Source organism: Duganella sp. 1224 (assembly GCF_013408245.1).
Taxonomy (GTDB): Bacteria; Pseudomonadota; Gammaproteobacteria; order Burkholderiales; family Burkholderiaceae_D; genus Rugamonas.
In genome coordinates this window covers 246899-268765 of record NZ_JACBYS010000006.1, presented here as the reverse complement: position 1 = coordinate 268765, position 21867 = coordinate 246899, and the positions used below count along the sequence as shown (strand labels likewise).

20 protein-coding genes are annotated in these 21867 nt (G+C 65.1%); 16 read left to right on the top strand and 4 right to left on the bottom strand.

Going from position 1 to position 21867, the window contains the following annotated elements:
- Positions 1-211 precede the first annotated feature (211 nt).
- From pyrC to FHW58_RS22645, 4 genes are all read left to right on the top strand, one after another.
- On the top strand, positions 212-1264 hold the full coding sequence (pyrC, locus tag FHW58_RS22660) for a dihydroorotase (protein WP_179675444.1): 1053 nt from the start codon (positions 212-214) through the stop codon (positions 1262-1264).
- Between the two features lie 3 nt (positions 1265-1267).
- A complete protein-coding gene (locus FHW58_RS22655) occupies positions 1268-2065 on the top strand; it encodes a DUF3025 domain-containing protein (RefSeq protein ID WP_179675443.1) in 798 nt (265 codons plus the stop codon).
- Between the two features lie 50 nt (positions 2066-2115).
- Positions 2116-3111: a Gfo/Idh/MocA family protein gene (locus FHW58_RS22650; RefSeq protein WP_179675442.1), complete on the top strand. Its 996-nt coding sequence runs from the start codon at positions 2116-2118 to the stop codon at positions 3109-3111.
- 69 nt (positions 3112-3180) lie between these two features.
- A complete protein-coding gene (locus FHW58_RS22645) occupies positions 3181-4392 on the top strand; it encodes an MFS transporter (RefSeq protein ID WP_179675441.1) in 1212 nt (403 codons plus the stop codon).
- A 198-nt stretch (positions 4393-4590) separates the two neighbouring features.
- Here the strand turns inward: FHW58_RS22645 and recG are convergent, their stop codons facing one another.
- A complete protein-coding gene (recG, locus tag FHW58_RS22640) occupies positions 4591-6657 on the bottom strand; it encodes an ATP-dependent DNA helicase RecG (RefSeq protein WP_179675440.1) in 2067 nt (688 codons plus the stop codon).
- A gap of 73 nt (positions 6658-6730) precedes the next feature.
- Here recG and queA point away from each other — a divergent pair, with 73 nt between their 5' ends.
- The 10 genes from queA (at position 6731) to FHW58_RS22590 (ending at position 17484) form a co-directional block, all read left to right on the top strand.
- Positions 6731-7756 (top strand): tRNA preQ1(34) S-adenosylmethionine ribosyltransferase-isomerase QueA, encoded by a 1026-nt coding sequence (gene queA / locus FHW58_RS22635; RefSeq protein WP_179675439.1) that lies wholly within the window; start codon positions 6731-6733, stop codon positions 7754-7756.
- A 93-nt stretch (positions 7757-7849) separates the two neighbouring features.
- Positions 7850-8989 carry a tRNA guanosine(34) transglycosylase Tgt gene (gene tgt / locus FHW58_RS22630; RefSeq protein ID WP_179675438.1) on the top strand — a complete coding sequence of 380 codons (1140 nt, stop codon included), beginning with the start codon at positions 7850-7852 and terminating at the stop codon, positions 8987-8989.
- Between the two features lie 71 nt (positions 8990-9060).
- Positions 9061-9399: a preprotein translocase subunit YajC gene (yajC, locus tag FHW58_RS22625; protein WP_179675437.1), complete on the top strand. Its 339-nt coding sequence runs from the start codon at positions 9061-9063 to the stop codon at positions 9397-9399.
- A 59-nt stretch (positions 9400-9458) separates the two neighbouring features.
- Positions 9459-11327, top strand: coding sequence for a protein translocase subunit SecD (gene secD / locus FHW58_RS22620; protein ID WP_179675436.1), 1869 nt, complete (start codon positions 9459-9461; stop codon positions 11325-11327).
- 15 nt (positions 11328-11342) lie between these two features.
- Positions 11343-12365: a protein translocase subunit SecF gene (secF, locus tag FHW58_RS22615; protein ID WP_179675435.1), complete on the top strand. Its 1023-nt coding sequence runs from the start codon at positions 11343-11345 to the stop codon at positions 12363-12365.
- A 203-nt stretch (positions 12366-12568) separates the two neighbouring features.
- Positions 12569-13942 carry an ethanolamine permease gene (eat, locus tag FHW58_RS22610; protein WP_179675434.1) on the top strand — a complete coding sequence of 458 codons (1374 nt, stop codon included), beginning with the start codon at positions 12569-12571 and terminating at the stop codon, positions 13940-13942.
- Entirely contained in the window at positions 13866-15308 is a 1443-nt protein-coding gene (locus tag FHW58_RS22605) for an ethanolamine ammonia-lyase subunit EutB (RefSeq protein ID WP_373996724.1), read from the top strand. Before eat ends, FHW58_RS22605 begins: the two co-directional genes overlap by 77 nt.
- Positions 15301-16104, top strand: a complete 804-nt coding sequence (eutC, locus tag FHW58_RS22600) for an ethanolamine ammonia-lyase subunit EutC (RefSeq protein ID WP_179675433.1) — start codon at positions 15301-15303, stop codon at positions 16102-16104. Before FHW58_RS22605 ends, eutC begins: the two co-directional genes overlap by 8 nt.
- A 9-nt stretch (positions 16105-16113) precedes the next feature.
- Complete coding sequence (locus FHW58_RS22595; RefSeq protein ID WP_179675432.1) at positions 16114-16806, top strand: YafY family protein; 693 nt, start codon at positions 16114-16116, stop codon at positions 16804-16806.
- A 60-nt stretch (positions 16807-16866) separates the two neighbouring features.
- On the top strand, positions 16867-17484 hold the full coding sequence (locus tag FHW58_RS22590) for a glutathione S-transferase family protein (protein ID WP_179675431.1): 618 nt from the start codon (positions 16867-16869) through the stop codon (positions 17482-17484).
- 189 nt (positions 17485-17673) lie between these two features.
- On the opposite strand, the gene FHW58_RS22585 is transcribed toward FHW58_RS22590, so the two are convergent.
- From FHW58_RS22585 to FHW58_RS22575, 3 genes are all read right to left on the bottom strand, one after another.
- On the bottom strand, positions 17674-18510 hold the full coding sequence (locus tag FHW58_RS22585; protein WP_179675430.1) for an HDOD domain-containing protein: 837 nt from the start codon (positions 18508-18510) through the stop codon (positions 17674-17676).
- An 89-nt stretch (positions 18511-18599) separates the two neighbouring features.
- On the bottom strand, positions 18600-18881 hold the full coding sequence (locus tag FHW58_RS22580) for a hypothetical protein (protein ID WP_179675429.1): 282 nt from the start codon (positions 18879-18881) through the stop codon (positions 18600-18602).
- A gap of 15 nt (positions 18882-18896) precedes the next feature.
- Positions 18897-19316: a MarR family winged helix-turn-helix transcriptional regulator gene (locus FHW58_RS22575; RefSeq protein WP_229265455.1), complete on the bottom strand. Its 420-nt coding sequence runs from the start codon at positions 19314-19316 to the stop codon at positions 18897-18899.
- A 126-nt stretch (positions 19317-19442) separates the two neighbouring features.
- Here FHW58_RS22575 and FHW58_RS22570 point away from each other — a divergent pair, with 126 nt between their 5' ends.
- Positions 19443-20381 (top strand): GlxA family transcriptional regulator, encoded by a 939-nt coding sequence (locus tag FHW58_RS22570; protein WP_179675427.1) that lies wholly within the window; start codon positions 19443-19445, stop codon positions 20379-20381.
- Between the two features lie 230 nt (positions 20382-20611).
- Positions 20612-21853, top strand: a complete 1242-nt coding sequence (locus FHW58_RS22565) for an acetylornithine/succinyldiaminopimelate transaminase (RefSeq protein ID WP_179675426.1) — start codon at positions 20612-20614, stop codon at positions 21851-21853.
- Positions 21854-21867: the final 14 nt, after the last annotated feature.

The window sequence follows — 21867 nt, the reverse complement described above, 5'->3', positions numbered from 1 at the left end:
CTTGCTGCTGTCTGCCAGTGCTTGCGCGCGCGCGGCAATGATGGATTCCCGCATGCCGGGCACGCCGATACCAGCACAGCATGATTGCGCTTGCCGGTGATGGTAACCGGGGCACGGCTGGCGGCGGTGAATACGTACGCACTGTCAGGCGGCTGGCGCAACGAGGTAAAATGTCGCCTATTCGCATTTGATAGCCTGAAAGCACGCCGCCATGTCCGATCTCGCAACCACTCCCGACAGCATCACCATCACCCGTCCAGACGACTGGCACCTGCACCTGCGCGACGGCGCCACGCTGGCCAGCGTGTTGCCGCATAGCGCCCGCCAGTTCGCCCGCGCCATCGTGATGCCAAATCTGAAACCGCCGGTGACCACCACGGCGGCCGCTGTCGCCTACCGCGAGCGTATCCTGGCCGCGCTGCCGGAGGGCATGCGCTTCGAGCCGCTGATGACGCTCTACCTCACCAACAACACCCAGCCGGACGAAATCGTGCGTGCCATGGACAGCGGCATCGTCCACGCGGTCAAGCTGTACCCGGCCGGCGCCACCACCAACTCGGACGCCGGCGTGACCGATCTGGCCAACTGCTACAAGGTGCTGGAGAAGATGCAGGAAGTGGGCATGCCATTCCTGGTGCACGGCGAAGTGACCGACCAGGACATCGACCTGTTCGACCGCGAGGCGGTGTTCATCGAGCGCGTGATGCGTCCGTTGCGCCGTGATTTCCCGGCGCTGAACATCGTGTTTGAACACATCACCACCAAGCACGCCGCCCAGTACGTGGCGGAAGCCGAAGGCCCGATCGCCGCCACCATCACCGCGCACCACCTGCTGTACAACCGCAACGACATCTTCAAGGGTGGCATCCGTCCGCACTACTACTGCCTGCCGGTGCTGAAGCGCGAAGAGCACCGCCTGGCGCTGGTGACGGCGGCCACCAGCGGCGACGAGCGCTTCTTCCTCGGCACCGACTCGGCGCCGCACGCCAAGGGCGCCAAGGAAGCCGCCTGCGGCTGCGCCGGCTGCTACACCGCGCTGCATGCGATGGAGCTGTACACCGAAGCCTTCGAGCGCGCCGGCGCGCTGGACAAGCTGGAAGCCTTCGCCAGCCTGAATGGCCCGGCCTTCTACGGCCTGCCGGTCAACCAGGAGACCATCACGCTGAAGCGCGAGCAGTGGACGCTGCCGGAAGCCCTGCCACTGGCCGACCAGACCGTGGTGCCGCTCAACGCCGGCGAAACTATCAACTGGAAAATGGTGTAAGCAGTGCGGGACACAATCGACTGGTCGCGTCCCTGGTACGAATCGGTACGCGACGCGGCCGGCCGCTTGTCCGCAGACACCCACTTCCGTGATGGCTTCAGCCAGCAGGCGGCCGCGCTGGGCCTGCGCAATCACCTTGGCCTGCCGGTGTCCTTCGTGCCGCAGGAAGCTCTGCCGGAGGGCACGGCCTACGAGGAGCACATCGGCGCCACCGGCTGCGTGCCGACGCGCGACAACTTGCACGACTTCTTCAACGGCCTGGTATGGCTGACCTTCCCGCGCATCAAAGTCCAGCTCAACGCCCTGCAGGCCGCGCAGATCGCCCGGGATGGCGTGGGCAAGTCGCGCGGCCCGGCGCGCGACGCCGCCACCATCTTCGATGAAAACGCCGCGCTGCTGGTGGTGCGCGACAACGCGGCCGGCCAGGCGCTGATGGATGCGCTGCGCGAGCACCGCTGGCATGAGGCGTTTGTCGCGCGTCGCGCCCAGTGGGGCGTGGAGGCGCAGGTCTGGCTATTCGGCCACGCGCTGATGGAAAAGCTGGTGGCGCCGCGCAAGGCCATCACCGCCCACACCCGCATCGTGCTGGCGGACGAGGAATTCTTCACGCTGGACGACAGCGCGCGCCGCGCATGGATCGACGAGCGCGTGGCGCGGCAACTGGCCGAGGAGGGCCTGAGCACCGCCGGCTTCACGCCGATGCAGGCGCTGGGCGTGCCGGGCTGGTGGCCGCAGCAGGACGCGGCCTTCTACGCCGACGCAACGGTGTTCCGCCCCAAGCGCGTGGCCGCAGTAAAATAGCCTTTTCGACATCAACCAACACGCCGCCGACGCGGCAGAAAGTGTACGCCATGACGCAGGTAATTCGCTGGGGTATTCTGGGCACGGGCAAGATCGCCAAGGCCTTCGCCACCGCCTTGCAGGACACGCCGGACGCCAAACTGGCGGCCGTTGCTTCGCGCTCCGTAGATAGCGCTACCAGCTTCGGCCTGGAGTACGGCGCCGAGCGTTTTCACGGCAGCTACCAGGCGCTGGCCGACGATCCGGACGTGGACGTGATCTACATCGGCACGCCGCACCCGATGCACCACGAGAACGCGCTGATGTGCCTCAACGGCGGCAAGGCGGTGCTGGTGGAGAAGTCGTTCACCATGAACCGCCGCCAGGCCGAGGACATCATCAACCTCGCACGCGCCAAAAAGCTGTTTGTCATGGAGGCGATGTGGACGCGCTTCATGCCGGCCATCGTCGAGGCCAAGCGCATCGTGGACAGCGGCGAGATCGGCAAGCCGGCCAACGTCTCGGCCGATTTCGGCTTTACCTCGGACGCCGGCCCGGAACACCGCCTGTTCGCGCCGGAGCTGGGCGGCGGCGCGCTGCTGGACCTGGGCATCTATCCGCTGTCGATGTCGTCGTTCTTCCTCGGCGCGGTGACCGGCGTGAAGGCGCAGGCCGAAATGGCCGCCACCGGCGTCGACATGCAGACCGCCTTCACGCTGACGCACGAAGGCGGCGGCGTCTCGTCCTGCGCCTGCAGCCTGCGTTCGCGCACGCCGACCGAACTGGTGATCTCCGGCGAAAAGGGCTACGTGCGCCTGCACGACCGCTTCCACAACACCGACACCCTCACCGTCACGCTGGTGGATGGCGCCGCGCGCAACGAGCGTACGCTGAACCTGCCGAAGTCCGGCAACGGCTACACGCACGAAGCGCAGGAAGTGGGCCGCTGCCTGCGCGCGGGCTTGATCGAAAGCCCGGTGATGCCGCATGCCGAAACGCTGGCGCTGATGGGCACCCTGGACGAGATCCGCGCCCAGATCGGCCTGCGCTACCCGGCCGACGCCTAAGGCCGCAAGCGCGGCCGGCGCGAACTGGTTACAATGCCCCGATAAGCTTTTAACAACGGGGACCACATCATGTTCGTCGCAGACCGCGCACCTTCCTTGAAAACCGTGCTGCTCGCCACCGGCGTCGTGCTGACGCTGGCGATGGGCGTGCGCCATGGCTTCGGCTTCTGGATGCAGCCGATTTCCCAGGCCAACGGCTGGACCCGCGAAACCTACTCGCTGGCGCAAGCCATGCAAAACCTGATGTGGGGTGCGCTCGGCCCGTTCGCTGGCATGGCGGCGGACCGCTTCGGCACCATGCGCGTGGTGCTGGTGGGTGCCGTCAGCTACGCGGCGGGCCTGTTCTGGATGGCGCTGGTCAAAGATCCCATGTGGTTCGTGCTGGGCACCGGCCTGTTCGTCGGCTTCGGTCTGGCCTGCACCGCGTTCGGCGCGGTGAGCGGCATCATTGGCCGCGTGGCGCCGCCGGAAAAGCGCTCGTGGGCGTTCGGCATCTCCGGCGCGGCCAGCTCGTTCGGCCAGTTCATGCTGATGCCGATCGAGCAGCAGCTGATTTCCGCCGTCGGCTGGCAGAACGCCTTCTACATCCTGGGCGCGCTGGTGGTGGCGCTGATGGTGCCGATGTCCTTCTACCTGCGCGAGCCGGCGGTGACGCACACGCACGGCGCGCAGCAGAGCATCCGCGAGGCGGCCAGCGAGGCGCTGGGCAACCGCTCCTTCCTGCTGCTGGTGGCCGGGTATTTCGTGTGCGGCTTCCAGCTGGTGTTCATTGGCGTGCACATGCCGGCGTACCTGAAGGACAAAGGCATCGCCAATCCCAACGTCGCCGTGCTGGCGCTGGCGCTGATCGGCTTGTTCAACATCTTCGGCTCGTACTACGCGGGCAAGCTGGGTGGGCGCTTCCCCAAGCGCTACCTGCTGTCGATGATCTACTTCGCGCGGGCGGCAGTGATCGCGCTGTTCCTGCTGGCGCCATTGATGCCGCTGTCGGTGTACCTGTTCGCGGCGGCGATGGGCGTGTTATGGCTGTCGACGGTGCCGCTCACCAACGGCATCATCGCCGGCGTGTTTGGCGTGCAGCATATGTCGATGCTGGCCGGGATGGTGTTCTTCTCGCACCAGTTGGGCAGCTTCCTTGGCGTGTGGCTGGGCGGCTATCTATACTCGGTGCAGGGCAACTACAACATGGTGTGGGGCATCGCGATTGCGCTGGGCGTGATGGCGGGCCTGGTCAACCTGCCGATCAACGAGCGCCCGCTGGCGCGCCTCAAGGCGGCATGATGAAAACCTGGCTGCTGCGCGCCGCCATCGCCGCCGTGCTGGCGCTGGTATTCGCCGCGTACTTGCGGCCAGACTTCATGATGGACCTCGCGAACCGTATCTACCTCTGTCTTTAAAAAAACCGGGGTCAGTGCCGACATTCGGACATTGGGTCGCGCGCGACCCAATGTCCGAATGTCGGCACTGACCCCGGTTTTTTCAGACTTTGAGGAATTCTTCGCGGCCGCCCAGCCAGCGGGCCAGGTGGGCTTCGACGGTGGCGGCTTTCTCGGGGCTGTTGGCGTGCAGAAGGTCGTGGGCGACGTCGCGCGCCTGGTCGACCAGCCAGCCGTCCGTTTCCAGGTCGGCGAAGCGCAGCATGGCCTGGCCGGATTGGCGGGCGCCGAGGAATTCGCCAGGGCCGCGGATCTCCAGGTCGCGGCGGGCGATTTCGAAGCCGTCGGTGGTTTCGCGCATCGTCATCAGGCGCTGTTTGGCGATCTGGCCCAGCGGGCTTTGGTACAGCAGCAGGCACACCGATGCCGCCGATCCCCGCCCCACGCGGCCGCGTAGCTGGTGCAGCTGCGACAGGCCGAATCGCTCGGCATGCTCGATCACCATCAGCGAGGCGTTGGGGACGTCCACGCCCACCTCGATCACCGTGGTGGCCACCAGCACCTGCATGTCGTTGGCGATGAAGGCGTCCATCACTTCCTGCTTTTCCGCCGGTTTCAGGCGGCCGTGCACCAGGCCCACGTTGAGGTCGGGCAGCGCCTCCGCCAGCAGCGCGTGGGTGTCGGTGGCGGTTTGCAGTTGCAGCGCTTCCGATTCTTCGATCAGCGGACAGACCCAGTAGACCTGCCGGCCTTCCAGCGCGGCCGCGTGCACGCGTTCGATCACCTCGTCGCGCCGGTTCTGGTCGATGGTGCGCGTGACGATCGGGCTGCGGCCCGGCGGCAGTTCGTCGATGACCGAGACTTCCAGGTCGGCGTAGTAGGTCATCGCCAGCGTGCGCGGGATCGGCGTGGCGGACATCATCAACTGGTGCGGCACCGAGCCTTCCACGCCCTTGTTGCGCAGCACGAGCCGCTGGCCGACGCCGAAGCGGTGCTGCTCGTCGACGATCACCAGCCCGAGATTTTCGAACGTGACCACGTCCTGCAGCAGCGCGTGGGTGCCGACCACCAGCCGCGCCTCGCCGGATTCGATCAGTTCATACGCCGCCTGCTTGTCCTTTTTCTTCAAGCTGCCGCTCAGCCATGCGACCTTGACGCCCAAGGGCTCCATCCACGCGGCGATCTTGCGGAAGTGCTGCTCGGCCAGGATTTCGGTCGGCGCCATCAGCGCAGCCTGGTAGCCGCTGTCGATGGCCTGCGCGGCCGCCAGCGCCGACACCACGGTCTTGCCACTGCCGACGTCCCCTTGCAGCAGCCGCTGCATCGGGAACGGCTGGCGCAGGTCGGCGCGGATTTCGTTCAGGACCTTTTGCTGGGCCCTGGTCAGCTTGAACGGCAGGCCGGCCTCGAAGCGCTCGGACAGCGGGCCGATGACCGTCAGCGCCGGCGAGCCTTTCAGCCGGCGTGCGCGCTGGGCGCGTTTCAGCGACAGCTGCTGCGCCAGCAGTTCGTCGAACTTCACGCGTGTCCACGCCGGATGCGAGCGGTCGGCCAGCGCGTGGTTGTCCACCTGCTGCGGCGGATAGTGCAGCAGCTTCACGGCCGGCTCCAGCTCGGACAACTGCAGCTGCTTGCGGATCTCGACGGGAATGGTGTCGGTCCAGTCGACGCGCTTCATGGCGTCGCCGATCGCCTTGCGCAGCACCGGCTGCGACAAGCCTTCGCCGGCCGGATAGACCGGCGTCAGGGAAGTCGGCAGCGGCGCGCCCTCGTTGACCACCTTATAAGCCGGGTGCACCATTTCGGCGCCGAAGAAGCCGTGTTTTAACTCGCCGCGCGCGCGCACCCGCGTGCCCTCGGCCAGCTGCTTGACCTGGCTGCCGTAAAAATTCATGAAGCGCAGCTGCAATTCGCCGCTGCCGTCGCTGATATGGACCAGCAACTGGCGGCGCGGCTTGTAGGTAATCTCGTTTTTGACGACAACGCCCTCAACTTGGGACGTGTCGCCGCCATGCAGGCGGGCTTCTTCGATGGTGATGACCTGGGTCTCGTCCTCGTAGCGCATCGGCAGGTGCAGCACCAGGTCCATATCGGTGTGCAAGCCCAATTTGGCCAGTTTGGCCTCTGCGCTGACGGTTTTTTTGGCAGTTTTCGACGGTGAAACAGGCATATGGCGTAAAATAGAGGGTTGGCCGCCGGTATTGTAAGGCCTACCGTATTTTTGTTAAGAACAGAGTCCGCAAATGTATTCGCTTTCCGATTTCGATTTTAACTTGCCGCAAGAGCGTATTGCGCAATTCCCGCTGCCCGACCGCAGCGCCTCCCGTCTGCTGCACCTCGACGGCGAGCAGATTATCGACCGCCAGTTCGCCGACATCGTCGAGCTGCTGCAGCCGGGCGACCTGCTGGTGATGAACAACACCCGGGTGCTGAAGGCGCGCTTTTTCGGCACCAAGGAAAGCGGCGGCAAGGTCGAGGCGCTGGTCGAGCGCGTGCTGGATAACCGCACCGTGCTGGCCCAGGTGCGCGCCTCGCGCTCGCCGCTGGCCGGCACCAAAATGCGCCTGGCCGACGCCTTCGACGTCACCGTCGGCGAGCGCGCCGGCGAATTCTTCACGCTGCACTTCGACGCCGATGTGTTCGACCTGATCGAAACCCACGGCCGCCTGCCGCTGCCGCCGTACATCGAGCACGATGCCGACTCGTTCGACGAAAACCGCTATCAGACCGTGTTCAACAAGGTGCCGGGCGCGGTGGCCGCGCCGACCGCCGGCCTGCACTTCGACCAGCCGCTGCTGGAGAAGCTGAAGGCCAAGGGCGTCAACTTCGCCTACGTCACGCTGCACGTCGGCGCCGGCACCTTCCAGCCGGTGCGTCACGAGAATCTGGCCGATCACCAGATGCATACCGAGTGGTACACCATGCCGCAGGAGACGGTGGACGCGGTGCGCGCCGCGCGCGCCGCCGGCCGCGACGTGGTGGCGGTGGGCACCACCTCGCTGCGTGCGCTGGAATCGGCCTCGCAGGGCGGCCAGCTGGAGGCGGGCAGCGCGGACACGGCGCTGTTCATCACGCCCGGCTACCAGTTCAAGACGGTCACGCGCCTGATCACCAATTTCCACCTGCCGAAATCGACGCTGCTGATGCTGGTGTCGGCCTTCGCCGGTTTTGAAGAGATCCGCAAGGCCTACGCCCACGCGATCGCCCATGAATACCGCTTCTTCAGCTACGGCGACGCCATGCTGCTGACGACGCAGAACAGAGCTTAACCGCCGCTTCGTCGTCCTCGCGTATCGGGGGACGCTTGCTCAGCATGGATTCCGGCGTTCGCCGGAATGACGGGGTAACAACAAGGATTGAATATGCTGGAATTTAAATTACACAAAACCGACACCACCGGCGTGACCAAGGCCCGCCGTGGCGAGGTCAAGCTGAACCATGGCGTGGTGCAGACGCCGATCTTCATGCCGGTCGGCACCTATGGCTCGGTCAAGGCGATGTCGCCGCTGGAGCTGAAGGAGATCGGCGCGCAGATCATCCTGGGCAATACCTTCCACCTGTGGCTGCGTCCGGGCAACGACGTGATGGCCAAGTTCGGCGGGCTGCACGATTTCATGGGCTGGGACAAGCCGATCCTGACCGACTCCGGCGGCTTCCAGGTGTTCTCGCTGGGCGCCATGCGCAAGATCACCGAGGAGGGCGTGCACTTCAACTCGCCGATCAACGGCGACAAGCTGTTCCTGTCGCCGGAAGTGTCGATGCAGATCCAGCGCGTGCTGAACTCGGACATCGTCATGCAGTTCGACGAATGCACGCCGTATGAAATCGACAACCGCCCGGCCACGCTGGACGAGGCGGCCAAGTCGATGCGCATGTCGCTGCGCTGGGCGCAACGCTCGTACGACGAGTTCCACCGCGGCGAGAATCCGAACGCGCTGTTCGGCATCGTCCAGGGCGGCATGTTCGAGAAGCTGCGCGATGAATCGCTGGAAGGGCTGGAGAAGATCGATTTCCCCGGCCTGGCCATCGGCGGCCTGTCGGTCGGCGAGCCGAAGGAAGACATGATGCGGATCCTGCAACACGTCGGCCCCAAGCTGCCGGCCAACAAGCCGCACTACCTGATGGGCGTGGGCACACCGGAAGACCTGGTGGCCGGCGTGTCCAACGGCGTCGACATGTTCGACTGCGTGATGCCGACCCGCAACGCCCGCAACGGCTGGATCTTCACCCGCTTCGGCGACATCAAGATCAAGAACGCCCGTTACAAGGATGACAAGGAGCCGTACGACAGCACCTGCGCCTGCTACGCCTGCAAGAACTTCTCGCGCGCCTACCTGCATCACCTGAACCGCACCCAGGAGATTCTCGGGGCGCGCCTGAACACCATCCACAACCTGCACTACTACCTGGACATCATGCAGCAGATGCGCGACGCCCTGGACGCCGACCGTTTCCCGGCCTGGGTGCAGCAATTCCACGCCGACCGCGCGCGCGGGGTGTAAAAGTCCTTGCGGCGAGCGCCCAGTGCTAGAATACAGCGCTGTTTTTTAAACTATAGATATCGGAGTCACCAGTGTCCTTCTTCATTTCCAATGCGTATGCCCAATCCAACCCAATAGAAGCGCTGGGTTCGTCCAGTTTCCTGGGCCAGTATGGTTTCCTGATTCTGATGTTCGTGGCCATGTACTTCCTGATGATCCGTCCTCAGCAGAAGCGCGCCAAGGAACAAAAAGCCATGATGGAGGCGCTGGCCAAGGGCAATGAAGTGGTCACCGCCGGCGGCGTGCTGGGCAAGATCACCAAGATTTCCGACGCCTACGTGACGCTGGAAATCTCCAGCGGCGCGGAACTGGTGGTGCAAAAGAACGCGATCACGATGGTGCTGCCAAACGGCACGCTGAAAGGCCTGTAATTCACCCGGGCCCGCGCGGGCGCGGGCCTGTTGACGTCACCATTGAACGTTAGAACTCTATGAATCGTTATCCACTCTGGAAATACATTGTGATCGTGGTGGCCATCCTGCTGGGTGCGCTGTACACGGCGCCGAACTACTTCGGCGAATCGCCGGCGGTGCAGGTCACCAGTGGCAAGTCGACCGTCAAGATGAGCGCGGACATGACCGCCAAGGTGCTCGACGTGCTGAACCAGGCGGGCATCGCCAACCAGGGCGTGGCCTTTGACGGCACCGGCAACTACGCGTCGGTGCGGGTGCGCTTCGCCACCCCGGACATCCAGTTCCACGCCAAGTCGGTGCTGGAAAAAGGCCTGAACACCGATCCTGAAGATCCCACCTATCTGGTGGCGCTGAACCTGCAGGCGGATACGCCGAAGTGGATGCAAAGCCTGCACGCGCTGCCGATGTACCTCGGCCTCGACCTGCGCGGCGGCGTGCACTTCCTGATGCAGGTGGACGGCGAGGGCGTGCTGAACAAGCGCATCCAGGGCCTGCAATCGGCCGCCCGCTCGATCCTGCGCGACAAGAACATCCGCCACGCCGGCATCGACAAGGTCGGCAATACCGTGGAAATCAAGTTCCGCGACGACGCCACCCGCCAGAAGGCCAAGGACGTGCTGGGCGGCCAGCTGTCGGACCTGCAGTTCGCCGACGCCGGCGAGGGCAGCGACCTGAAAACGGTGATGAGCCTGAAACCGGCCGCGCTGAAGCAGACCATCGACGACGGCGTCAAACAGAATATCGCCACGCTGTCCAAGCGCGTCAACGAGCTGGGCGTGGCCGAGCCGGTGATCCAGCAGCAGGGCGCGGACCGCATCGTGGTTCAGCTGCCGGGCGTGCAGGACGTGGCGCGCGCGCGCGCCGTGATCGGCCGCACCGCCACGCTGGAAGTGCGCATGGTCGACGAGTCGATCACGCCGGGCACCGAGCTGTCGGCGGCGATTCCGTTCAACTCCGAGCTGTTCACCGTCGGCAAGGGGGTGCCGGTGGTGCTGTCCAAGGACGTGGTGCTGACCGGTGATTACATCTCCAGCGCCGTGGCGCGTACCGACCAGAACGGCCAGCCGGCCGTCAGCATCGACCTGAACGGCGATGGCGGCCGCCGCATGCGCGACGCCACCCGCGACCGCGTCGGCAAGAAAATGGCCATCGTGCTGTTCGAGAAGAAGGGCAAGCCGGGCGAAGTGCTGTCGGTGGCCACCATCCAGCAGGAACTGGGCAGCAGCTTCCAGATCACCGGCATGGGCACCTCCGAGAATTCGGCCGAGCTGGCGCTGCTGCTGCGCGCCGGCGCGCTGTCGGCGCCGATGGACATCATCGAGGAACGCACCATCGGTCCGGCGCTGGGCGCCGAGAACATCAGCAAGGGCATCCACTCGACGCTGTACGGCTTTGCCGCCATCGCGATCTTCATGATCGTCTACTACATGGTGTTCGGCTTCTTCAGCGTGTTCGCGCTGGCCTGCAACCTGCTGTTCCTGCTGGCCATCCTGTCGCTGATGCAGGTGACCCTGACGCTGCCGGGCATGGCCGCGATCGCGCTGGCGCTGGGCATGGCGATTGACTCGAACGTGCTGATCAACGAGCGCGTGCGCGAGGAGCTGCGTGCCGGCGCCTCGCCGCAGCAGGCGATCGCCGCCGGCTTCGACCGCGCCTGGGCCACCATCATCGACTCCAACGTCACCACGCTGATCGTCGGCGTGGCGCTGTGGGTGTTCGGTTCCGGTCCGATCCGCGGCTTCGCCGTGGTGCACACGCTGGGTATCCTGACCTCGATGTTCTCCGCCGTGTTCGTGTCGCGTGGCGTGGTCAACCTCTGGTACGGCCGCAAGAAGAAGCTGCAATCGATCGCCATCGGTACCGTCTGGGTACCGGGTCAGAAATAATCAGGGGCACCAAGCATGGAATTTTTCCGCATCAAAAAAGACATTCCGTTCATGCGCCACGCGCTGGTGTTCAACGTCATTTCGGCGTTGACCTTCGTCGCGGCCGTGTTCTTCCTGCTGCACCGCGGCCTGCATTTGTCGGTGGAGTTCACCGGCGGCACCGTGATGGAGCTGAAATACAAGGACGCGGCCAACCTTGAGCGCATCCGCCACACGCTGGAAAGCATCGGCTACGAGCAGCCGGAAGCCACCGGCTTCGGCACCGCCCACGACGTCATGCTGCGCCTGCCGGTGGTGAAGGGCATCACGCCCAACGCCGCCTCGGCCAAGGTGTACGACGCGCTGTGCAAGGCCGAAAACGGCGCCATGCAGCAGATCGACACCGTGACCGGCAAGGGCGAGCACGTGGTCAAGCAAGCCTGCTCGGACGCCGCCGGCGCCGAACTGGTCGGCCTGCAGAAGGTGGAATTCGTCGGTCCGCAGGTCGGCGACGAGCTGACCCAGAACGGCCTGAACGCGCTGGTGATGGTGGTGATCGGCGTGATGATCTACCTGGCCGTGCGCTTCGAATGGAAGTTCGCGGTGGCGGCGATCATCGCCAACCTGCACGACGTGGTCATCATTCTCGGCTTCTTCGCCTTCTTCCAGTGGGAATTCTCGCTGACGGTGCTGGCCGGTATCCTGGCGGTGCTGGGCTACTCGGTCAACGAGTCGGTGGTGATTTTCGACCGGATCCGCGAGAACTTCCGCAAGCAGCGGTCGATGTCGGTGCATGAGGTGATCGACAACGCGATCACCTCGACCATCTCGCGGACCATTATCACCCACGGCTGCACGCAGATGATGGTGCTGTCGATGCTGTTCCTGGGCGGCCCGACGCTGCACTTCTTCGCCATGGCGCTGACGATTGGTATTTGCTTCGGCATCTACTCGTCGGTGTTCGTGGCGGCGGCCGTGGCCATGTGGCTGGGCGTCAAACGTGAAGACCTGATCAAGCCGATCAAGCCGAAGGATGAAACCGACGGCGCGGTCGTCTAAGCGTCCCCAAAATCCCTCCCGCGCGGAGGGATTTTTTTTTGCCCCCCCAAACGAAAGGGTCAGACCCCGTACGGGGTCTGACCCTGGCCGCAGCGGTGTGCGGGGTGCGCGGGGGTCATCCGCTGCCGGACCGGTTGCGCCGCTTTGGTGCGTGACCGCTGGCACAGGACTTGCATATTTGATCATCTCTCAAGGAGGCGACCATGCAAGCTACGTTACAGAAGACGCTGGGCACGTTTCAACTGTGGGGCATCGCTGTCGGGCTGGTGATTTCGGGCGAATATTTCGGCTGGAGTTACGGCTGGGCGTCGGCCGGCACGCTGGGCTTTGCCGTCACCGCGCTGTTCATCGCCGCGATGTACACGGCCTTCATCTTCAGCTTCACCGAGCTGACCACCTCCATTCCGCACGCCGGCGGGCCGTTCGCCTACAGCAAGCGCGCTTTCGGCCCGCTGGGCGGCTATCTGGCCGGCGCCGCCACGCTGATCGAATTCGTGTTTGCGCCGCCGGCGATCGCGCTGGCCATCGGCGCCTATCTCAACGTGCAGTTCCCGCAGGTCGAGCCGAAGACGGCGGCGGTGTGCGCCTACCTGGTTTTCATGGGACTGAATATCCTCGGCGTGCAGATCGCCGCCACCTTTGAACTGCTGGTGACGCTGCTGGCGATCTTCGAGCTGCTGGTGTTCATGGGCGTGGTGTCGCCGGGCTTCTCGATGGCGAACTTCGTCCGCGGCGGCTGGTCCGGGCAGGATGCGTTCACGCTGGCGGCGATTCCCGGCATGTTCGCGGCGATCCCGTTCGCCATCTGGTTCTTCCTGGCGATCGAGGGCGTGGCCATGGCGGCGGAGGAGGCGCGCGATCCGCAACGCTCGGTGCCGGTGGCGTATATCGCCGGCATCCTGACGCTGGTGCTGCTGGCGCTCGGCGTGATGGTGTTTGCCGGCGGCGCCGGCGACTGGAGCAAGCTGGCCAACATCAACGATCCGCTGCCGCAGGCGATGAAGCTGGTCGTCGGTGAACACAGCGGCTGGCTACACATGCTGGTGTGGCTTGGGCTGTTTGGCCTGATCGCCTCCTTCCACGGCATCATCCTCGGTTACTCGCGGCAGATCTATGCGCTGGCGCGCGCGGCGTACCTGCCATCGTTCTTTGCCACGATACACCCGCGCTTCAAGACGCCGCACCGCGCCATCCTTGCTGGCGGCGTGGTGGGCATCGCCGCCATCTACAGCGACCAGTTGATCACGCTGGGCGGCCAGACGCTGACGGCGAATATCGTCACGCTGTCGGTGTTCGGGGCCATCACCATGTACATCATCAGCATGCTGGCGTTGTTCAAGCTGCGACGCGTGGAGCCAGCGATGGCGCGGCCGTTCCGCGCGCCGTGCTATCCGCTGTTGCCGGCCGTCGCACTGGTGGGGGCGCTGGTCTGCATGGCCACCATGATCTATTACAATGGGCTGATCTTCTGTGTGTTTGTGGTGTTGCTGCTGCTCGGGTATGGCTGTTTCCTGGCCACCGCGCCGCAGCGTCAGCGAAAGGACCGTGATGGGCTACTCGCACCAGGTGGGCAGTAAGACGTATCTGTTCCGCGATCTGAAGGACTTGATGGCGAAGGCGACGCCGGCGCGTTCGGGCGACCATCTGGCTGGCGTGGCCGCCGGCAGCGCCGAGGAGCGCGTGGCTGCGCAGATGGCGCTGGCCGAGCTGCCGCTGACCGTCTTCCTCAACGAGGCGCTGGTGCCTTACGAGGCGGACGAGGTGACGCGGCTGATCGTCGACACGCACGACGCGGCGGCCTTCGCGCCGGTGGCGCATCTGACGGTGGGCGATTTCCGCAACTGGCTGCTGAGCGACGCGGCCGATGCCGCCGCGCTGGCGGCGCTGGCGCCGGGGCTGACGCCGGAGATGGCGGCGGCGGTGTCCAAGATCATGCGGGTACAGGACCTGGTGCTGGTGGCGCGCAAATGCCGCGTGGTTACGCGCTTCCGTAACACCATCGGCCTGGCGGGGCGCATGGCCACGCGCCTGCAGCCCAATCATCCGACCGACGACGCCAGCGGCATCGCGGCCAGCCTGCTCGATGGACTGTTGTACGCCAGTGGCGACGCGGTCATCGGCATCAATCCAGCCACCGACAACGTGCCGCAGGTGATCAAGCTGGTGTCGATGCTGGACGAGATCATTGCGCGCTACGCGATTCCGACGCAGTCCTGCGTGCTGACCCACGTGACCAATACCATCGCCGCTATCGAGCGCGGCGCGCCGGTGGACCTGGTGTTCCAGTCGATTGCCGGGACCGAGGCGGCCAATGCCGGTTTCGGCGTGACGCTGTCGCTGCTGGACGAGGCGCGGCAGGCGGCGTTGTCGCTGGGGCGCGGCACCGTGGGCAATCATGTGATGTATTTCGAGACGGGCCAGGGCAGCGCGCTGTCAGCCAATGCGCACCATGGCGTCGATCAGCAGACCTGCGAGGCGCGGGCGTACGCGGTGGCGCGGCGCTTCCAGCCGCTGCTGGTGAATTCGGTGGTGGGCTTCATCGGGCCGGAGTATCTGTATGACGGCAAGCAGATTGTGCGCGCCGGGCTGGAAGATCATTTCTGCGCCAAGCTGCTTGGCTTGCCGATGGGCTGCGATGTCTGCTACACCAACCATGCGGAGGCGGATCAGGATGATATGGACGTGCTGCTGACGATGCTCGGCGCCGCCGGCGGGACCTTTGTGATGGGCGTGCCGGGGTCGGATGACATCATGCTGAATTATCAGAGCACATCGTTCCACGATGCGCTGTATGTGCGGCGCGTGCTGGGGCTCAGGCCCGCGCCGGAGTTTGAGGCATGGCTGGCAGCGATGGGCATCGTGGCGGAAGGGGCGCCGTTTGCGCTGGCCGATGGCGTGCCGCCCGCGTTCAGCAAGGCGGTGCTGCGGGTGGCGCATGGATAAGCCGGTGACGGACAACCCATGGGCCGCGCTGCGGCAGTTGACGGCGGCGCGGATCGCGCTGGGGCGCAGCGGCGTCAGTCAGCCGACGGCGCCGCAACTGGCGTTCCAGTTGGCTCACGCGCGTGCTCGCGATGCCGTGCATCTGGCGCTGGATCCGGCGGCGCTGGGCGACGCGCTGCACGCCGCCAGCGGCTTGCCATGCGTGAGCGTGCATAGCGCGGCGGCGGACCGCCACGTCTACCTCCAGCGCCCGGACCTCGGCCGCCGGCTCGACGACGCCTCGCGCGCGAAGCTGTCCGCCGCCGCCCCCGCAGACGACAGCGTGGCCCGTGACCTCGCCATCGTGGTGGCCGACGGCCTGTCGGCGCTGGCGATCGAGCAGAACGCCGCACCCTTCCTCCGCGCGTTGCTGGCCCGCCTGTCCGGCGAGCAGTGGCGCCTGGCGCCCATCACCATGGTCCAGCAAGGCCGCGTGGCCATCGGCGACGACATCGGCCACCTGCTGCGAGCGCAAATGGTGGTGGTGCTGATCGGCGAACGCCCCGGCCTCAGCTCCCCGGACAGCATGGGCCTTTACCTCACCTGGTCGCCGCGCCCCGGCCTGACGGACGCCAGCCGCAACTGCATCTCCAACGTCCGCCCCGAAGGCTTGACCTACGAGGCCGCAGCGTTCAAGCTTCACTACCTGTTGTCCGAAGCGCGCCGCCGCCAGTTGTCCGGCGTGGCGCTGAAAGACGAAACCGCAAGCGACAGCGCCAACCTGGAGGCGCCACGGCGCAATTTCCTGTTGGAGTGACCCCGTACCATGAGCCGCACTGGCCGCCTTTTCATGCTGATGGACGCCATGCGCGGCTACCGGCGCCCCGTCACCGCCGCCCGGCTGGCCGAACAGCTGGGCGTGTCCGAACGCACCATCTACCGCGACATCCAGACCCTGGCCGGCCTCGGCGCGCCGGTGGCCGGCGAGGCTGGCGTCGGCTACATGCTCAAGCCCGGCTTCTTCCTGCCGCCGCTGATGTTCGGCGCCGACGAGCTGGAGGCACTGGTGCTGGGCGCGCGCTGGGTACGTCGCCAAGGCGACGAGGCGTTGGCCCACGCCGCCAGCAACGCCCTGGCCAAGATCGCCGCCGCCACGCCCAAGGACCTGCGCGACGACATGGCCGACACCAGCCTGTGGGTGCCGATCGGTGAGGACCGCAACACCAGCGACATCCACGTGCGCCCGGTGCGCGAAGCGATCCGCTACCAGCACCGGCTGCGCATGTCCTACTGCGACGAGCACGGCGCGCCATCCGAGCGGGTGGTGTGGCCGTTTGCGCTGGCGTTCTTCGAAGGCAAGCGGCTGCTGGCCGCGTGGTGCGAATTGCGGCTGGCGTTCCGCCACTTCCGCATCGACCGCATCGCGGCGGTGGAGTCGCTGCAGCAGCGCTACCCCGCGCGCCGCCACGAGCTGCTGAAGACCTGGCGCGCCGAGCACAATATCCGCGACGACTCCTGACAAAAACTGTCGCGGCGTGGTCCTACGATGCAGTTCTCAACCCACTCAACGGAGACTGCAATGCGCCTGTACCACCACCCTATGTCGACCTCCTCGCGCCGCGTGATGATGGCCGCCCTGCACATGGGCACGCCGCTGGAACTGACCGAGGTCAGCCTGCTGAGCCAGGACGACCGGCGTCGCCTGGTGGCGCTCAATCCCAACAACAAGCTGCCGGTGCTGCAGGACGGCGACTTCACGCTGACCGAGTCCTGCGCCATCATGCAGTACCTGGCCGACCGTACCCATGGGCAAACGCTGTATCCCGACAACATCCTGCTGCGCGCCGACATCAACCGCTGGATGTTCTGGGCCGCGCAGCACTTCGCGCCGCCGATCGGCGTGTTTGGCTTCGAGCACATCTGGAAAGGGCTGATCGGCCTGGGCGGGCCGGACGCCGCCGAACTGGACCGCGCCGGCCGCCAGTTGGCCCAGTTTGCGGCGGTGCTGGAGCAGCATCTGGCCGGCCGCCAGTGGATCGTCGGCGAACAATTGACCCTGGCCGACCTGGCGGTTGCGCCGTCACTGACTTACATCCAGCAAGCCAAGCTGCCGGTCACGCAGTATCCCCAGCTGATGGCGTGGCTGGGCCGCATTCAGGAAATGGAAATTTGGAAACACACGATGCCGTCATGGTGATTGCAAAAAGCACACGCTTATGTGAAGTAGCGCACAGAGCGGGATGGGGAAGGGCAGTATTCTGAAACCGTCTCCTCTGGAGGAGATCCCTAGTTTTGGACTTTGCCCGCTGCCCAGCGGGCTTTTTTTTGGGGACAGACCACGTTTTTGCAACGCCTTGGCGTTGCAAAAACGTGGTCTGTCCCCGAATTACAGCATTAGGACCGCGTAGAGCGACTGCACCTCATGCGCCGATTCGGTCATGATGGCGTGCAGCGTGCCCTCGCCGACCACGAAGTCGATCGTCCGGGCGCCTTGCAGCGTGGTCGCGCCAGGGCGCTGGTGCAGCGGCGAATGCACCGGCGACAGGTCATTGGCCAGCAGCAGCGTGTCACCCAGCGTTTCCGGCGGCAGCGCGCGCAGGCCGACCCACATCGATTCGATCGCCTTGAACACGCCTTCCGGCACGCCCAGATGCGTCATGACGCCACGGCCGATCTCGATCTCGCCGTGCTCGACCCAGTCCTCCGGCTCGCCCTCCATCACCTGCGGGTAATCGCCGGCGCAGGACAGCATGTAGAAACCGGCCACCTCGTGCATGATGCCGGCAAACAGCGCCGTATCGGGATCGACATGGGTGACGCGGCGCGCGATCACCTGCGACAGCGCGGCCACATGGGCGGTGTGCTCCCACAGTTGCTGCACCTTGGCGGCCAGCGCCGGCTCGGTGACCTGGCTGCCGATCTGGCGCACGATCAGCGCCGCCACCAGCGATTGCAGCGTGCGCACGCCAAGCCGCTGCACGGCCGCGCGCACGCTGGAAATTTCAGTTCCGGAACGGTTGTAGGCCACCGAGTTGGCGATGGCGACGCTGCGCGCCGCCAGCAACGGGTCGGCCTGGATCAGCCTGGCAGCCGACTCGACATGGCAATCGGGATCATTCAGCGCCTGCTGCAAGCGCAGCGAGGCGTTGACGTTGGCCGGGAACGTGAGTTCGCCCCGGCTCGCTTGAGCAGCGATAGTCTTGAAGGCGTCGAGTCTGTCCATTGCCAAAAATTATACCCGGAATATTGCTCCATGGAACTTTTCCGGGTATGACTTTTTCAGACGTCTTTTTTCGCCAACAAGCAAATTGGTTATTGCTCGCTGAAGATGGCGTCGCAGCCCTCTACCGGCTCATCGGTGTCCTGCAACTCGTCGCTCAGGCCCAGGTCGAACAATTCCTCGACCGCGTTCATGAAGCTGTTGTGGGTGGAGGCGCCGATCAGGCGGTAGATTTCGCCGTCGGCGTTGCGCACGCCGACGATCAGCGCTTCCTGGCGCACTTCGTCCGCCGGCGCCACGTCCAGCAGCAGGTTGCCGATAATATGTTTGTCGAATTTGGCAGGCTTAATGCCTTCCAGCAGTGAGGTTTTCAAATCTGTTTCCTTGTTTTAATCACATTCGCGGGTGGACGGGCAGTCATCCGTCTGGCCGGCCATGATCACAGTTTTAAGCTCGGACAGCGTTTTTTCAAGGCGCGCAAAGTCGTCGTCGGTGAACTGAGCAAACACTTTGCCGCCCTGGGCGATGACTTCCGGGAACACGGTGCAGAACGTCCGCTCGCCCTCCGGGGTCAGCCGCACGAAGAAAGAACGCTTGTCGCAGTCGTTGCGCTGACGTTCCACCAGCCCTTTTTGTTCCAGCCGTTCGATCACCCCGGTCAGGGTGCCCTTGGTGATCAGCGTCTTGTCGCCCAGTTCCTTGTACGACATGCCGGGCGTATTGCCCAGCGTGGCGATGATGTCGAACTGCGCGTGCGTCAGGCCGCTCCGGCGCACATAGTTGCCGGAGAGCCGTTCATAGCCTTGCATGCATTCCGCCAGCAGCCGGATGCTTCTCAAGTATCGTTCACCCATAGAGCGTGATTATAGCCGCTTCGCATCCGGCTTTCCGGCGGGGTACACTACGCGAAACGACAAGATTGATCAGAATAGCCGATGTCCTTTGCAAATTTATCCAGCCTCGCCGGGCAGCGCCCCCTGCGGCTGCTGCTGGTCAACGCCGGCGAGGCGGACGCCATCACCTGGGCCGGGCTGGTGCAGCCGCTGCGCCTGGCCGCCGCGCAACTGGGGCGGGAGGTGCTGCACCTGGAAACCATGACGCCGGCGCAGGTCGTCCTGGCCCAGCCCGGCTGGCACCTGGCGCTGCTGGTGGCGGAGGAGCAACAGGCGCCGCTGCCGGCCGAGCTGTGCCGCGCGGTCATGGAACGCTGCCGGTCGGCGCCGTACTGGGGCGGCGTCGGCGCCGGCGTGCTGTGGCTGGCCAAGGCCGGGCTGATGGCCGGCGTGCGCATCGCGCTGCCCTGGGCCTTGTATGCCGACACCGAGGACATCACCGAGCGCGCCATCCTGACCCCGCACCTGTTCGAGCTGGACGGCCGCCACCTGAGCTGCTGCGGCGGCGCCGCCTCGATCGACTTTGCGCTGACGCTGATCGAGCACCTGTTTGGCGCGGGCGTGCAGGCCACCGTCAAGGAAACCTTGTGCATCGAGCGTGTGCGCGGGCCGGAGGAACGGCAGCGGGTGGCGCTGCAGGCGCGCTTCGGCGCCCTGCAGCCGCGGCTGTCAGAAGCGGTAACCTTGATGGAAACCAACATCGAAGAGCCGCTGTCGACCGACGACATCGCCAACCTGGTCGGCCTGTCGCGGCGCCAGCTGGAGCGGCTGTTCAAGCAATACCTGGGCAGCCTGCCATCGCGCTACTACCTGGAGCTGCGCCTGCAGCGCGCGCGCCAACTGCTGCTGGAAACCAACCACTCGATCGTGCAAGTGGGGCTGATGTGCGGCTTCTCATCCGGCTCGCACTTCTCCACCGCCTTCGGCGCGCTGTTCGGCAACACGCCGCGCGAGGAGCGCCAGCGCAAACTCCAGTCCTAACTCCGGGGTCAGGTCCTCCATTTCTACACGAGCACAGCAGTAGGCATTGCCTACTGCTGTGCTCGTGTAGAAATGGAGGACCTGACCCCGTTTTTAATTTGATAAGTTTACTTTGCGGCCAAAAGTAAAAATTCTTGTCGCCATTTGAAAAGAACTTTAGCATCCCGGTTTTTATAATGGGTCCACGCGGCGCTGTGCCGCGCATGACCCACATATTGATAGGGAATGCCATGAATGCCAATGTAGATACGACCGCTCTCAACCGTCCTGTAACCCGTCAGACGTTTGACGAGGTTCTGGTGCCGACTTATGCACCGGCAGCGATGGTTCCGGTCCGAGGCGCGGGTCTGGACCTGTGGGACCAGGCCGGCAAGCACTACCTGGACTTCACCTCCGGCATCGCCGTGGCCGCGCTGGGCCACTGCAACCCTGTCGTGGTCGAAGCGCTGACCCGCCAGGCCAATACCCTGTGGCACCTGGGCAATGGCTACACCAACGAGCCAGTGCTGCGCCTGGGCCTGGCCCTGACCGAAGCCACCTTTGCCGACCGCGCCTTCTTCTGCAACTCCGGCGCCGAGGCCAACGAGGCCGCGCTGAAGCTGGCCCGCAAGTATGCGCACGCCAAGTTCGGCCCGCAGAAATCGCGCATCGTGTCGTGCTACCAGTCGTTCCACGGCCGTACGCTGTTCACCGTGTCGGTCGGCGGCCAGTCGAAGTACACCGAGGGTTTCGAGCCGCTGCCGCCGTCGATCGACCACATCGTCTACAACGACATCGCATCGGCCCGCGCCGCCATCGGCGATGACGTCTGCGCCGTGATCGTCGAGCCGCTGCAAGGCGAGGGCGGCGTGGTGCCGGGCGACAAGGCCTTCCTGCAGGAACTGCGCGACCTGTGCAACAAGACCGGCGCCCTGCTGATCTTCGACGAAGTGCAGTCCGGCATGGGCCGCACCGGCTATCTGTTCAACTACATGGCCTACGACATCATCCCGGACGTGCTGACCTCGGCCAAGGCGCTGGGCAACGGCTTCCCGGTCGCCGCCATGCTGACCACCCACGAACTGGCGGCCACGCTGAACGTCGGCTCGCACGGCACCACTTACGGCGGCAACCCGATGGCCGCCACCGTGGCGCTGACCGTGCTGGAAACCATCAACCAGCCGGCCTTCCTGGCGCGCGTGAAAGAGGCTGGCGGCAAGCTGCGTTCGACCATGGAGAAGCTGGTGGGCGACTACCCGCAGGTGTTCCAGCTGGTGCGCGGCGCCGGCCTGCTGCTGGGCCTGGTCGTGACCGATGCGTGGAAGGGCCGTTCCAAGGATATCCAGAAGGCCGCCGAGGCCAATGGCATGATGGTGCTGATCGCCGGCATGGATGTGGTGCGCCTGGCGCCGGCGCTGATCGTGTCGGACCAGCAGATCGCCGAAGCCGACCGCATCCTGCGCAAGTCGCTGGATGATCTGCTGAAAGCTTAAGCGACACTACCTGG

What these genes read in the sequence shown, in the direction of transcription:
- FHW58_RS22605 (WP_373996724.1), top strand. Translation starts at nt 13,866, where the DNA reads ATGGCTGTTTCCTGGCCACCGCGCCGCAGCGTCAGCGAAAGGACCGTG.
- FHW58_RS22590 (WP_179675431.1), top strand. Translation starts at nt 16,867, where the DNA reads ATGCGCCTGTACCACCACCCTATGTCGACCTCCTCGCGCCGCGTGATG.
- secF (WP_179675435.1), top strand. Translation starts at nt 11,343, where the DNA reads ATGGAATTTTTCCGCATCAAAAAAGACATTCCGTTCATGCGCCACGCG.
- FHW58_RS22585 (WP_179675430.1), bottom strand. Translation starts at nt 18,510, where the DNA reads ATGGACAGACTCGACGCCTTCAAGACTATCGCTGCTCAAGCGAGCCGG.
- FHW58_RS22565 (WP_179675426.1), top strand. Translation starts at nt 20,612, where the DNA reads ATGAATGCCAATGTAGATACGACCGCTCTCAACCGTCCTGTAACCCGT.
- pyrC (WP_179675444.1), top strand. Translation starts at nt 212, where the DNA reads ATGTCCGATCTCGCAACCACTCCCGACAGCATCACCATCACCCGTCCA.
- eutC (WP_179675433.1), top strand. Translation starts at nt 15,301, where the DNA reads ATGGATAAGCCGGTGACGGACAACCCATGGGCCGCGCTGCGGCAGTTG.
- FHW58_RS22650 (WP_179675442.1), top strand. Translation starts at nt 2,116, where the DNA reads ATGACGCAGGTAATTCGCTGGGGTATTCTGGGCACGGGCAAGATCGCC.
- FHW58_RS22570 (WP_179675427.1), top strand. Translation starts at nt 19,443, where the DNA reads ATGTCCTTTGCAAATTTATCCAGCCTCGCCGGGCAGCGCCCCCTGCGG.
- queA (WP_179675439.1), top strand. Translation starts at nt 6,731, where the DNA reads ATGTATTCGCTTTCCGATTTCGATTTTAACTTGCCGCAAGAGCGTATT.
- tgt (WP_179675438.1), top strand. Translation starts at nt 7,850, where the DNA reads ATGCTGGAATTTAAATTACACAAAACCGACACCACCGGCGTGACCAAG.
- FHW58_RS22575 (WP_229265455.1), bottom strand. Translation starts at nt 19,316, where the DNA reads ATGCAAGGCTATGAACGGCTCTCCGGCAACTATGTGCGCCGGAGCGGC.
- FHW58_RS22645 (WP_179675441.1), top strand. Translation starts at nt 3,181, where the DNA reads ATGTTCGTCGCAGACCGCGCACCTTCCTTGAAAACCGTGCTGCTCGCC.
- eat (WP_179675434.1), top strand. Translation starts at nt 12,569, where the DNA reads ATGCAAGCTACGTTACAGAAGACGCTGGGCACGTTTCAACTGTGGGGC.
- FHW58_RS22595 (WP_179675432.1), top strand. Translation starts at nt 16,114, where the DNA reads ATGAGCCGCACTGGCCGCCTTTTCATGCTGATGGACGCCATGCGCGGC.
- secD (WP_179675436.1), top strand. Translation starts at nt 9,459, where the DNA reads ATGAATCGTTATCCACTCTGGAAATACATTGTGATCGTGGTGGCCATC.
- recG (WP_179675440.1), bottom strand. Translation starts at nt 6,657, where the DNA reads ATGCCTGTTTCACCGTCGAAAACTGCCAAAAAAACCGTCAGCGCAGAG.